This window comes from Desulforapulum autotrophicum HRM2, from assembly GCF_000020365.1.
Lineage (GTDB): Bacteria > Desulfobacterota > Desulfobacteria > Desulfobacterales > Desulfobacteraceae > Desulforapulum > Desulforapulum autotrophicum.
This window is the reverse complement of record NC_012108.1, coordinates 5,015,178-5,029,141: the sequence shown is the minus strand read 5'-3', so window position 1 is coordinate 5,029,141 and position 13,964 is coordinate 5,015,178. Positions and strand designations below refer to the sequence as shown.

Here is a 13,964-nt window from a genome sequence, read left to right as displayed (position 1 = left end):
TAAAGAACTAATTTAGAATAAGGACTGAGAAGATAAGGAGACCCAAATCATGAAGCTCAAATGGGTTTACATCAAGAATTATCGTTCCTGCAAAGACGTACGCATCAATATAGATTCAATGCAGGCCCTCGTTGGAGCAAATAATGCCGGCAAATCATCAATCATCAGGGCATTAGATCTTCTGTTCAATCCCTCCACTACAAAAGTCGATGAAGAAACATTCTGGAATGGCGATTCTGAACTGCAGATATGGATCGAGGCCGTTTTTAATGAATTGTCCGACGCTGAGAAAGAGGACGAAAAATTGAAGCCGTTCTTAAGACCTGACGATACCTTCCATATTGCACGGTCGGCTACTTGGAAAATCGAGGAACCTGAGGAAGAAGGCGCTTCTCCAGGCGATGGGAAACCTGTCATCAGCCAGCATTTTTGCAAGCCGATGCCAAAGTATGTTTGGTTGCAGGAAGGCCAAATCAACGGAAAAAACATCACTGAATGGTGGAAAAATAAAGATGACCTGAAAGTTGGCGATGCCGATTTTCTTGGTTACACTGGCACGAGCAAGCCTGCGGTTGGAGTGTGGAAAGAAAAGGTGAAAGAATTTATTGAGGCTCATCTTACAGACGATGATTTCGAAGATGTGTGGAACGACAACCCGCAAGGTTATGCCGGAGTCCTGAAAGGGACCCTGCCGCATTTCATCTTTGTCCCTGCTGTCAGAGATATAACCGATGAGGCTAAGGTTACCAAGACCAATCCTTTCGGGAAGCTCCTCTATGCTGTCCTGGAAAGCGTAACGGCTCAGCAAAAGGCTGAGCTTGAGACAACGCTGGAAGGTCTCCAAAAACGTCTGAACCGGATCGGAGGGGCTGAGAGGTTGGAAAGCATCGTCGAGACAGAAAAGAAGCTGAACGATGTCTTGAAAGAGTATATGTCCTGTGATCTGGAGATCGAATTCCAATCCCCTTCTGTCGAGACGCTGTTGACGACTCCCCAGCTATTCGCGGATGATGGATTCCGGAATATGGTCACCAATAAAGGACACGGTCTTCAAAGAGCGATAATCTTTTCGATACTGCGCTGTTATTCCGAATTGGTCACTGGGGCCGGCGAACAGAAAAAAAAGCCTATGATCTTTGCTGTCGAAGAACCCGAGCTGTACATGCATCCACAGGCTCAGCGTAACATCCGAAAGGTTTTTAGGGGCATTGCTGATAAGGATGACCAAGTTCTCTTTTCAACGCATTCTTCTTTGCTGTTGGATGTGGCCTATTTTGATGAGGTTATCAGGGTCGAGTCGACCCAGGAGGAAATAGATGGCAAAAAAACGGTCAAGAGCAAGGTCTGGCAACTACCGATGTGGGTAATGATTGAGGATCTAAAGGCCAGGCATGGAAAGGACGCCACTGCTGAATCCATGCGCGAATTGTATTCGCATGCCTATCATCCTAACCGCAGTGAGGGTTTTTTTGCGAAAAGTATCATCCTTGTCGAAGGGGCGACTGAGCAATATTCCCTTCCCATATACGCTGAGGCGTCTGGTCACCAGCTGGACGCATTGAATATCAGTGTAGTAGATTCCGGTGGCAAAGGATCTATGGACCGGCTTTACCGAATCTTCAATGAGCTTGGAATTCCGTGTTTCATACTGTTTGATTATGACAGAGGCAACGGGGATAAAAATATAGTGGACAAATCGGTAGAGCTGCTTGGGCTGATAGGGGAACCTACTGATCCTCCTGATGCTATAATGATTCGTGATAATGTGGCCTGTTTTCCGCATAAATGGGAAACGGACCTTGCTCCTGAGATTCCAGGTGTCGAAAAGCTTACGGCGGATGCGAGAAAGGATATGGGTCTGCATGGATATTCAGGTAAGCCGTTGGTAGCAAGATACATCGCGAGAAAACTTACCTCCCAAGACCCGCCGGTTGTCCCTCCTTCAATCCATTCAATCCTGGAAAAGGCCGTGGCTGTCAAATGGGAAAAGTGCTGTCTGTGTGAACTTCAGTTAGAAGGTGATTGATAGGTGTCTATATGTGTGCGCTAAGAATTGTTCAGCATCTTACAAAGATCTATTATCATAACATTCCTCACGAATACGACTTTAATGAGGAACTTCAAGAAATACAAAACCTTCGATCGGGACATCCAGTCACGGAATCTGAAACACCTTCCAGATCCTTACTGCCACATCGAGATGCATTAACTGATTTGATGGCGCAGCTACCGGCTTCTGACTTTCCGGAGCTAATTGAGCAGATCCTCATAGAAAACCATAACCATACTCGCGGTGACATAACGGACGGGCCGGGTGATCAGAGCAGAGATATCCATACCATCACTCCAGATGGTAAAAAACACGTCACACAATGTCGGCATACTGAAAACCCTTATAAATCAAATCTTGATCGGCATGATCTCGATGAGCTTTGGTCTACAACTGGCCGCCTTAGATACGATAAAGGATTGTTGGTCACAAATGCAGATATGACCACTCCTGCAAAAGCTAACTATGTGAATGGTGATTATGAACGAGAAGGGTACCCGGAACTTAAGGTATGGAATGATAGAGACTTGTGGAATGAGATTCGAGAGAACCAGAACCTATTGAATAGGTGGTTTTCAGGATTAGCTCAACTTCATTCGGTAAAAAGATTTTCGTTCAGAGCGTTGCCTGTAAGAATGCCTGACAGGGAACCGGCGGCCATAAAAGAGTGTATAGAGGTCTTTAATGGGAAGCTAAGAGAGGATGGCTATAAAGTTGAGAGATCTGGAATAAGCTGGAAAATTGAAAATGAAGAGGTGATAATATTCGCTCGTGAATGGTTTGTTTCTGCTTCGAACTTGTTTATGCCATGCACTCTGAAGGCACCGCACGACCTTGTAACTGCACCAATTTCTATTCTTGAATTCCATGTGATCAATAAAACAAGCCGGTTTAATTATGAAAATGTGCGTGAATTTTTATGCTCTACGTTGCTGGAAAGTTTTGTAGTCGAGGAAGGCAGCTGGATCAGCATGCTTTCATCACCTTTGATGGCTCCTGTCTATATCCATGACACAGAAGATGTTGTAGTTACCGGAATAAAACCTTACACATCATTTGTTTCGGTAGCTGGTGAATTTAATGAAGAACTTGTTGCCGCTTTGTCAATCCCTGATGAGTATAAAAAGCTTGATGATGATGAGCTCGTCATAGCCAATATTGAATCCGGGATTTTGGTCTCGTTTCACTATAGCCAGCCGCTTGATGAAAATAGCGATGATATCATCAAGATAATTTCTTATAAAGCAATTGAAACCTTTAAGAAGTCGATTGTTTTTGAAGTCAGTTATAACAATGATTTTGAATGTTCGATGGCTTTGGCAAGCTCTAATTTAACTACGCTCGTATTAGAAGATCCCAAGGAAAAGAAATTGTATTTTTGTTTTGAGCGAATCGAAAATCACGACGAGCTCAAGGCTGAGTTGAAAGAGTTTCTGCATTCATTACGTGTGCAGAATATAGTATCAAAACTGTTGGAGAAAGAGGGCTTGATAGACTTATTTAGACGTATCGAGAATGAGCTTGAATTCGAGGTGCAGAGTGAAAAAGGTTGTAATACGAGAAATGGTTTGGCCCTTCCGATTAATATTAAGTCCAGGGTTATTACCTGCATAGTAGATATTGATGTTTTGGATTCCTCTGTAAGCAATGATGATCTTTTTTTTGAGCTGTTTAAATACAAGATGACTGAACAGAATAAATGCGGATATGACGAGGGCTTCAAAGTTGGTGAAAATGAAATGAGTTTCCGCCAGTTAAAAAATATTCTTTGGAGGCCCACGAAGATGACTGGAAGGGAGTCTATAAATATAGGAATCAGGGGTCCCTCTGGTTCAATAAGTTTGATGATTTATTTTAAACCTAACAGAATTGAACTGCTGGCCGATGCAATAGATTCTTGCCATAAACGGACATTAGAGCATGTCGAAAATATCAGGTCTTTCGTTAGCAAATCAAAGAAACCTGCCGACTAAGGGGAAATCAGAGACGGGTATTGAGATATTGATAAAGCGCAAAAAATCTCATAACCCAAATAATTGAGCAGGTGCCTAAAGCCGAGGCCATTCTTAAATAATTTACCAATCATATAATATTCGGTATTTTCAATGGATTTAGTTATTTAACCGGCACTGCTCATTATTATCGTTCTTTTTCAATTTGAATTTTAGAGAGGGTATTATTTATTACAGCGATATATGTTAAATCCTAAGGAAATACGGATGGCAAAAAAGGAAAAAATTGATCTTAAACCTAATGATTTTGTTTGTTCCAATTGGAGGGAAATCATTTCTTCAGGTAGCAATCATGGATATTCTTCTATTTCATCTGCTTTTGGAAGAGCGTCCAGTGAGTTAGAGAAAAGTGAAGAACACTCGAAAGCAAAGATTATGGAGTTGCTCGCAAGAACTTGTTCCATGATGTTTGATACGAAAAGTATTAATGAACCATTCAAACCAGTTTTTCAAGATTTTCGGGAAGGTATGCGATCTGCCATACCGGATGATTTTACTTTAGAGGAACTAAATTTTTTTGAGAACATTCTTGAAGAAATTGATGAACATTGGTTAAAAGCCCGCATTGCAGATATACTATGGCTTTGCAGAAAACCCAAAAATCCAGAACATGCTCGAATGGCAGTTCAAGCATATATCTCGCACCCTATTGTTGTAAAAACGTGGCGAATAGGTATCGATAAGTGCTGGAAAAGAGCGTCTCAGATTTGCATTCAAATTAGGGACTATAAAACGTTAGATGAAATTGAAACACATTTATACTCAGCTTTTAGTATCGAACATAACGATAGTCCCTTTATGACACTTTGGTTGGCTGAGTTAATGGATAAGTTAGGATTAGCAAAAGATCAATGCTCTGATATCGCGACAAAGCTATTTGAGAAGGCACAAGAATATAAAAGCAAATCTGATTATAACTGTGCTAGGTCCTACCTCGAGTTGGCATCAAAAAAATACAAGCAATCGAAAGATGATCAAGGTTGGATTGGCTGCCTTATATTAATTGCAGAGTGCTTTGAACTAGAGGCCGATGAAAGATCCCCTAATTCACAAATGGTTGCAAATTCATTTTATGAAAACGCAATTCAGGGATATAGGCGTGTTCCTGTTAAAGACCGTGCTGCTTATGGTGTTGATTCAAAATTAAAAAGTCTAAGACAAAAGTTAACAAAATCTGGTGAAGGGTCTTTGAGTGAAATGGGTATAATAAAAACACCAGGTATTGATCTTAAAGAAATGGTTGAAAACTCTCAGAACCATGTAGCAGCTAAAAAGACATTAGAAGAAGCCTTATTATATTTTTCTGGTTTGTACAGTGGACCTGACTATAATTCATTAAAACAAAATGCTGAGAATTCAATTTCAGAATCCCCTATTAGCTCTTTGTTTGGTTCGACTCATATGTCTTCAGATGGAAGAGTCGTTGCAAAAACACCTGCTATGGATTTAACCAACAAGGATAAAACCGCAAACAATATTGTAATAAAAAGACAAATCCAACAGCATTTAATGATCGATATCCAGATTGTGTGTAATGGTCAAATACTGCCTGCATTAAACCAGATTTTGATGGAGCACAGAGTGACTCATAATTTCATTAAAGCCCTTTGTTATCACTCTCCTTTTGTGCCTTCTAATAGGGAGAGCTTAACGGCCAAAGCTCTTTTGCTGGGTTTTGAATATGATTTTGCTAATGCTATTCACCTTTTGTGTCCACAATTTGAAAACATGATCAGAGCCAAACTGAAAGAAAATGGAGCCCATACTAGCAATGTTGATCCGAATGGAATTGAGCATGAAAATGGTTTAAGTACATTAATCGATCTGCCAGAAGCAATCAATATCTTCGGTCATAACGCAATATTTGAAATGAAAGCGATATTTACCGATGCGATAGGCCCAAATCTCAGGAATGAAGTGGCTCACGGTTTGCTCGACGACAATTCAGCATCCAGTATCGGAAGTATTTATGGATGGTGGATGATATTACGAATGATTATTAGATCGTTATGCGGAATAGGGAATGGTCCTCAGGCAAAGAAAGAAGAAAAAAGTTAAGCTCTGAAAATTCGAGGACATGACACCTAATTTCAACAAGTGAAATGCTGACGGATAAACTGCAGATTTCAATAGTTTTATATTTGGAATGAAATTAAATGAAAGAAATCTTATTAAAAAATTCAGTGTGGGCCTGGAATAGACTTCGCGAAGCAAGAACGCTTGGATATCAGTTAGGTGAAGAATCAATAACAGATTTTTTGATATTAAACCTAAAAAAGAATGGAGGTAAAAAATTTTTCATTAATTCATTCACGCGACATGCAGAATCGCTGAATGGTGCTGACTGGGAGTGGTGGTTTACAGGTAGTAGCGGTATGTGGTTAGTTTCTTATCTCTGATTTTCTTGTTTTTATGGCAAAAAAATCATGCTGTTTCATCATAACTCTTTGCTAATTCAGGAATTATTACCATGGTTTTCAATTTCATTCCCATGGTGATTACCTGACTGCCAAATCGTGTCAAATAGTATTTGTAAGTGTGGGCTATTTTTTTAATCATACCGTGAGTATGCAATCTTTTTAAAATTCTTGAAATTTGGCTGCTTGAGTAAGATCCAAGCTTTAATCGAATATTTCTGTTTTGAAATCCACTGATTGTAAATTCTCCAGATATTAATGAGTGTAATATCTTCATGTCATCCTCACTGAAGAAATTGAATCCTCTAAACGGCCGATCATTCTTGACAACGGTCTTTGAAACTTTTTTTAGTTTTTTAATCCCAGCACTTGGATCAACAATATCTGAGATGAATTTAAGGAACCGATTGTTGGCATTAAACAGTATTCTGGTTAAAGGCCCCAGGCTATATAAACCTTTCTTCAGAGGTGCCAATTTCATTGAAGTTGTTCCATCACGATGTTCTACCTCACGGTAGTGTTTAAAGAAAGAGACATTATTTGTGGTCGTTTCTATTCTGAGAATAATGCCGTATTTATCATACATTTTTATCGAATTTGCACCCATTTTGAATTTGACGCATGTTCCCTCTATCCTTGTCGAAAAGTTATTACCCACCTCATCTTGATATAATGGATGGAGCTTTTTTCCAAGAAAAGTAGCTATATTTTCGGGTTTAACAGAGTGAATAGCAGTTCTAGTTAAATTTTCATAAATCAGTTTTAAGTCTTCCTGACGTTTAAAAACAATGTCTGTCGCATACTCGACCTGCATAATACTCCAATGGTAACTCAAGGGGAAATGCTTGACAGCCGGACAATAAAGGCTTGCAAATCCATCGAGTTTCTCATGAATGTGCTTTATGTTTAGATCGTTACTTAATTTTTGAGCAGATTCAAATGACTCCGTTTGAAAAATTGCATTGTCCCGTATTACACTTTGAATACCTTCTTTTCTCATGGCAGAATTGAGGGCATTATGCCCATTGAAATATATTTGTAATCTAAACGGGCACCATGTAGGGACCCGGATATAGCAAAGCCCCAAATCTTCATCGATCAAATAAAAATAATAATGTAAACATTTTCCCTGGGTTCCTTTCAGGTAGGTTTTCCCAGTTTTTTTATTATGCCAGGGTCTATAGGAAGGACAAGCCTCCATAGCGGAAAGGATATGAACAAGGCCAGGATGATCACCACGTTCATTAATGACCTTTTCAATTATTTTTTCTTTGCGAACGTTTCTTTTGCGAACAAATTCAATTTCAAGGCCATTCTTTGAAGCAACGTCTTCAGCATTGTTTCGAATTTCGTCTTTAAAAGGGGCTGCAAATTTTGGATAATCAAAAATTCTGATTTTCTTCATGTAGAGATAACTTGTCATCCCAGCAGCAAAGCAGATTCCAGGAATTGTACCTTGAATAATAATGCGGTCATAACAGTGCAAAACGCCAGATATTTGATCGGAATATCTTTCAGTCAGTAACATAATTAACCTCCTTTAACATCTGCATATTTTGGAAATTATTATACTACGTATTTGGAATCATAGAAACTTTTTGAACCTGCGAGGTTAGTTTTCTGACTGGAACCATAAATTTTAAAATACGACAGCAGAGGTGAACGGAAACAGGTATCTCCCGAAGCGGGTTAAATGGCAGCGGTCAGCATGGACGCTGAAAGAGCTGCCATTTCCCTCGCAGCAGCCCATGGACGGGCTGCGAGAATGAGCGTAGGGTATACCTGTTTTCGTTCACCGGACTTATACTATTTTCATATGAATAAGGTTAACCGCACTGGCCAACCCTTTTTGGTTCTGGCTCGTCCAGGTTAGGGATGAGAGTTCAGGCTAAAATTATAAATCTACAAAGCTTGAAGTATGAGCACCTATATCATCAAAACAAACATGGATACCAAGTAGATTTGTTAATCAAAGATGCTGCTATAAATGGAGTTATCCCTTTGTACTGTCTTTATACAAATTGGGATGCAAAAAGGCATAGGGCAAAACCCATCTGTTTGAATTGCAAACCTAGTATTAGGCATTACGGTACGTCAATTCTATCTGCAAAGTCAGTTCAATGTTTTTTACCACGCAAGATTAAACATCTCGACTCTCTTTATAACGATCTAAAACCAATGCATTGCATTTTGTGCCCTAAAAGCAGACCCGCTTCTGGAGATTTGCCTGAACGATCTTTAGAGTACTTACAAAGAAATAAATTGATTGAAAATGTTAAGGAAGAAAATAACACCAAGAGCTTTTTAAGACAACAACCACCATTATATGTTACTCGTTTAATAAATAAAACATACGATATTAGAGACAATGCTGAAGATGACTATGAAACAATTGATAGCGCTTTGCCAATCGATGATCAGAGATTGAAATATATTACAATTATTGAAGAAAAACAAATATAAGCATACGTTTAACACCGTTCGCTACGCTCTCACGGACTCGTTGAAGCCGGTTAACTTAACGTTCACAAATAAGCGAAACCACACAAATGGATGAAATTCAAGAAATTATAAGCCGCTATGACGAAGCATACGTTTCGAAAAGTTTAAAATCCCTTAAGGACATAAACCGTTTCACAGGTACATTCGTTAAGGATGTGGCTGAAATATATGATTGTATAACCAGAATACGAAATATTGGACGAAATCCTACAGGGTTTTCTTTAGAGGATGCTCCGATTTTGGGTTTATTAACTCGAATGTGGAAGCTCCTAAAGGAAATCGTAATTTATTATGAAAAGGACAATGCGGAAATAATCAGCATATTGGAAAGGCCACTTATCGAGGCATCAATTACTGTTCAATATCTTTTAATCAAAGACTCATCAGTAATAGAAGACTACCGGAAATGTTCATATAAAGATCGCTTAAGAATTTTGCGCGAATTAAAAGAGGGGTCTCGTTTTTTTGAAACAAAAGCTGGTAAACGGTTACTTAAATCAGTACAGGATAAAATGGACCAGGAAGGCTTTGCCGAAGATGATTTTAAACGTCAAAAGAAAAATAGATGGCGGCTAGAAGGAAAGACCTTCTTTGATATCTTCAAAGTAAGCGCTCTATAAACCGCACCTTGTCAGCACAGGCAAATTATGAGATTTTAGGTGGGCCTGAGAGTTGGGACGGTGTCAGATACTGTGGCAACAAGGCTTTATAATCTGCCTCAGTCATGGCCTGGGGAAGATTTTCAAAAAGGAAGCGAAGATACCAATATGGCTCAAGGCCATTTGCTTTGGCAGTTTCAATAAGGCTGTAGATTCCTGCACTGGCGGTTGCTCCCTCTGGTGCTCCCGAAAATAACCAATTTTTTCGACCTATCGTAAAGGGCCTGATGCTGTTTTCAGCCATATTGTTGTCAGGGGTTACATGACTCGTTTCGACATATACAATGAGTCTGTGCCACTGATTTAAGGCGTAGCCAATAGCTTTTCCCAATAAACTTTTGGGTGGAACCTCTTCAATTTTGACATCCAACCAGCGTTTGAATTCATCCAGTACCGGTTTGGCCTTTGCCTGTCGTTCCTGGACAAGGTCTTCACCGGTTAACTCGATCAGTTTAGCTTCTTTTTCAATTCTATAGAGCTTCCGGATGTATTTCAGCGCCTGATCGGCAGCACCAGCTCTGGGTTTGCCATTCTTATTTGTTCCACCAGCCTTAACGACATCCATGAATTTACGGCGTGCATGTGCCCAGCACCCCATGTGAGAGATATTTGACTCATTATCCAGAAAGCCATAGCCAGAATACCCATCTGTCTGAACAACACCTGTATATCCCTGCAAAAACGCAACAGCAGCATCACCTGCACGGGTGGGGTGGTATTCAAAAAGGAGACCGGGATGCTCATGGGACCCTCCTCGAAATACCCACATATAGGATTTAGTTGTGTTCTTTTTTCCAGGCTCGTTGAGAACCTGGACCGGAGTCTCGTCGATCTGGATTAATGGTCCCGAAAGGATTTCGTTTTTGAGCATTGCAAAAAGTATTTCACAACTTTCGCATATTTTTTGTGCCCAGTTGCACATGGTTGCCCTGGAGATCTTTACCCCGATTCTCAGAAATTGCTTTTCCTGACGATAAAAGGGTAAAGCATCGACAAATTTGGCAGTTATAACAAAGGCAATCAGGCCCGGCGTTCCAATACATTTGGGAATAATCTGTTCAGGGAGCCGTGCAATGGCAACTGTGGGACCATCGCTTTCAACCCCTTCACACTTTTTACAGGCATATTTAGGACGGACGTTGCGAATGACCTGGATTTTTGAAGGAACAATATCGAGTTGCTCAGATACTTCTTCTCCAATGCATGTTTTCAAACAACCGCATTTACAAAGCTTTTCGGCCTCATCTATATCATGGATAACCTCTATCCGGGGAAGGTCCTCAGGGATGGGCTTGCGTCCACGCTTTTTGCGTTTGTGGCTTGGAACAACAATTTCATCGTCCTCTTCAGGCTCTTCTACTATCGAAAAATTTTCTTCCGGTAGATCAAACAGAGAGAGTTGTTTGTCGTCAACTGGCTTCTTTTCACTTTTACGGCCAAAGAGTTTGTCTTTAAGACAACGAATTTGTTCATTAAGGATGTCGATTTCAGATAAATATTCTTTTTCCTTTCTTAAGTAGGAATCGATTATTTTCTGTAATTCATTAACCTTTTCAGAGGCTATGTTGGCTTCGATAATCATGCGCACAACATAGCATAAAGAGCTGAAATTTTAAACCTTTATTATCAATAAAGTGTCGAATATTTCAAGGAATTGTGGGCCTCTTTCTGATAAATATTGAGGCCATCCATCAACCAGGTGAGCGCGGACTCGCAAATCGATGGATTGGTGGTCAATCAAAATGATGGATCCGAAGATGAATGCGCTACGCGCATGGGTATTGGGTTTTCTAAGGCATAGGCAGAAGGGCTTGAATAATGGTAAAAATGCGAGGAGGAGCGGCAATCAATAACCGCTCCTCCCCCATCATTTAGGGCATTATTCAATGCCTCCTGCACCCGGCTATCCCTCGGCAGGTTGCTCCCCAGCAGAGCCTGCTTCCGTTTCACCGGGCAATCGGTATTCCCCTGATGATCAGCAAGCCATCAATCAGAAAGGATCTTTCTGATTTTGCCGGGGCCTGGATCTACTGGGTGAGAATATTTGGAAGAACAAAGATTCGTCAATCACAGGCAATTCCTTTATAGCGGCAGCATTAAGTAATTCAGCCGCCATCTGGTTGAGCACCCTGAGATTGTTGGCCGCATGACTGGCCAAGGTACGAATCAATTCATCGGACATTAACTGACTGTTTCCCGCCTGGTCCAGTGCAAATCGTAGATAATTCTGAAGCTGCTCTGGGCTCAGGGGTTCAAGCACCAATCTTGGGCCGATTCGGCTTCCAAGGGGTAGCAGTTCCGGCGACCGGAACCTTTCTGGGAGTCTGTTGTCACCGCATAAAACGGTAAACAACAGGTTTTTTGAGTCAAATTGATGACTCTGGAGTATCCGAAGTTCTGTCAGACATTCATCTGAGACATGCTGAGCCTCATCAATAAGCAGAACCGGTTTAAATAAGGTGGTTTGGCAGTGGTGTATCCAGCGTTCACGCAGCATCTTGAACCCGCCATACCGATTGGCGGGAGAAAGCGCTACGTTAAACAATTCACCCAATTCCCTGTAAAAATCTCCTAGCTTGCTTTGGGGCCGCTGCATAACGCCTACGGTTAGATCGGGGATTCTTTCCAGACTGCAGGCCATTTTATGTAGGGTTTTGCTTTTGCCGAGTCCCGGCTCTCCGGTAATCAGGGCGAAGCCTCCCTGCTCTGCCATGGAGCGTATCCTGAGTTCAAAAATCTCCGATCCCGGCAGAGCATAAAGGGCCTCTTTGGGTATATTGGGTAAGAAAGGGTTATATTTAAGGCCGTACAGGCTTTGGATATCGATGTTATTCAATAGAAATCTCCTCCTTGGGAAGGTAAGCAGGGGGCAGGCCCGAGGCTGCGTAATCAGCCATCCACTTTTTTAACAAAGCAGGTTGTTCATGGGTCTCAACAGGGTCAGCAGGGGGGCTTTCAGATGAAACGAATCGGCGCCTTCCGGATGCATTACTTGTTTTATCCTGGGGTAAAATTCGGGCAAGAGGGGTATCGGTTTTTTCATCAACCAGTATTATCTGGCTTTTATCCCAGCTGGGTGCCAGTAGAACCACCGATTCCATATGGGCAAATCGAACCGGCAACTCATAACGGATGCCGGCGACGGCCACTGTGGCGTCGCTGCGTCTTGGTTTTCGCGTTATCCTGCGTGTAAAGGCAAGGTGCATCGTTTCGCTGTCAGGAACCTTTCTGGCAACGCTTTTATGGTTCATGAGACGATCCAAAGGCGTTGCTTTCATTTCCCGATTACATCTGCGGTGGTAGTCTTGCTCCGTCCAGGCTTGTCCGGCCTGGTTGAGATAGGAAAGCGTCAAGTCCTTCTTCTTCCGCAAAAGCTCCAAAAGGCGCCCTTCAAGCTGGCTCCAGAAGACTTCCTGCTTCCCGTTTTGATATGGTGAATAGGGCAGGGTCGTTTTATGCACGATGCCCAGACGTTCTAACCCCCGTGTGGTTTCCTCCGCCAGCATGGCAGACCCGTTATCAGTCATCAAAGCCCTGGGAAGTCCTCGTTTCATGAATGCCTGGGTTAATCCATGGACCAGACATTCTGCCGTTTCAGCCAGATAAAATTGCAGGTGGCAGCAGATGCGGGAATGGTCATCAAGGATAGCCAGAGCCATGGGCTGGAACCAATTGCCAGAGGCATCGAGAATGCGGATTTTTGCATGGTGAAAATCCAGATGCCAGAGCCCATGGACATAGGCGATTTCAAAACCCCTTATTTCTCTCTTTTCCCGGCGCTCTGAAGCCCATTTTTGCCCTTGAGTGGGCTGGGCCGGTTCATGGGAGCGCAACCAGCCGTTATCCCGCATGCAGCGTAAAACAGTCTTATAGCTGGGCAACTTGCCCCATTCCGGCTGTCCTTTTGCCAGAACTTTCAGGTTGTCGTAGTGCAGTTGCACGGTCCAGCGGGGATAGGTTTTGTATTGATTTTTCAGCGCGTTAAAAAGCGCATTGGACATGGACCAGCGAACTCCGGCATCTGATCGGATTTTGCGGCCCAGGACAGCCACTGGATCATCGGCATGTCTGGCCTTGTAATACCAGCGCTCAATGGTCGACGCTCCAAAAGTAATCTTCTGGCTTCCATTGATGGGATGCTGGTAAACTTTTTGTGCAAGCCGGGCGATGTCCTGCTGCAGGTCTCCCGTGGCAGGGGGGCAGGACAACAGCTCTCCGATAACAGCAAGCCGGAACTGACCCCAGCGCTGCCAGGTGGATGTTTGAGTATTACCCATGAAGTCTCTCCTTTCGGTTTGCTTCCTCCGGCCCCCTCCATGGGGGC

General features: G+C 42.1%; 10 protein-coding genes. 6 read left to right on the top strand and 4 right to left on the bottom strand.

What is annotated here, in order from left to right; genetic code table 11:
- Window positions 1-49: 49 nt before the first annotated feature.
- The 4 genes from HRM2_RS22060 to HRM2_RS22045 all read left to right on the top strand — a co-directional run bounded on the left by HRM2_RS22060 (window position 50) and on the right by HRM2_RS22045 (window position 6,461).
- A complete protein-coding gene (locus tag HRM2_RS22060; RefSeq protein ID WP_015906244.1) occupies window positions 50-2,026 on the top strand; it encodes an ATP-dependent nuclease in 1,977 nt (658 codons plus the stop codon).
- Between the two features lie 11 nt (window positions 2,027-2,037).
- On the top strand, window positions 2,038-4,023 hold the full coding sequence (locus HRM2_RS22055; RefSeq protein ID WP_015906243.1) for a restriction endonuclease: 1,986 nt from the start codon (window positions 2,038-2,040) through the stop codon (window positions 4,021-4,023).
- A 246-nt stretch (window positions 4,024-4,269) separates the two neighbouring features.
- Window positions 4,270-6,120, top strand: coding sequence for a DUF4209 domain-containing protein (locus HRM2_RS22050; protein ID WP_015906242.1), 1,851 nt, complete (start codon window positions 4,270-4,272; stop codon window positions 6,118-6,120).
- A 98-nt stretch (window positions 6,121-6,218) separates the two neighbouring features.
- Complete coding sequence (locus HRM2_RS22045; RefSeq protein WP_041273436.1) at window positions 6,219-6,461, top strand: hypothetical protein; 243 nt, start codon at window positions 6,219-6,221, stop codon at window positions 6,459-6,461.
- A gap of 25 nt (window positions 6,462-6,486) precedes the next feature.
- Here HRM2_RS22045 and HRM2_RS22040 read toward each other — a convergent pair whose 3' ends face one another.
- The gene (locus HRM2_RS22040) at window positions 6,487-8,007 is read right to left on the bottom strand and encodes a hypothetical protein (protein WP_015905485.1); all 1,521 of its coding nucleotides are present in this window, start codon (window positions 8,005-8,007) and stop codon (window positions 6,487-6,489) included.
- A 347-nt stretch (window positions 8,008-8,354) separates the two neighbouring features.
- On the opposite strand from HRM2_RS22040, the gene HRM2_RS25620 reads away from it, so the two are divergent.
- A complete protein-coding gene (locus tag HRM2_RS25620) occupies window positions 8,355-8,942 on the top strand; it encodes a DUF6615 family protein (RefSeq protein WP_049770496.1) in 588 nt (195 codons plus the stop codon).
- 86 nt (window positions 8,943-9,028) lie between these two features.
- Window positions 9,029-9,601 (top strand): DUF5677 domain-containing protein, encoded by a 573-nt coding sequence (locus tag HRM2_RS22030; RefSeq protein ID WP_015906240.1) that lies wholly within the window; start codon window positions 9,029-9,031, stop codon window positions 9,599-9,601.
- Window positions 9,602-9,626: 25 nt separating this feature from the next.
- Here HRM2_RS22030 and tnpC read toward each other — a convergent pair whose 3' ends face one another.
- The 3 genes from tnpC to HRM2_RS22015 all read right to left on the bottom strand — a co-directional run bounded on the left by tnpC (window position 9,627) and on the right by HRM2_RS22015 (window position 13,917).
- A complete protein-coding gene (gene tnpC, locus HRM2_RS22025) occupies window positions 9,627-11,222 on the bottom strand; it encodes an IS66 family transposase (protein WP_012662743.1) in 1,596 nt (531 codons plus the stop codon).
- Window positions 11,223-11,630: 408 nt separating this feature from the next.
- Complete coding sequence (locus HRM2_RS22020; RefSeq protein WP_015903810.1) at window positions 11,631-12,476, bottom strand: ExeA family protein; 846 nt, start codon at window positions 12,474-12,476, stop codon at window positions 11,631-11,633.
- Entirely contained in the window at window positions 12,469-13,917 is a 1,449-nt protein-coding gene (locus HRM2_RS22015) for an IS481 family transposase (protein ID WP_015903809.1), read from the bottom strand. The genes HRM2_RS22020 and HRM2_RS22015 overlap by 8 nt, the downstream gene beginning before the upstream one ends.
- Window positions 13,918-13,964: the final 47 nt, after the last annotated feature.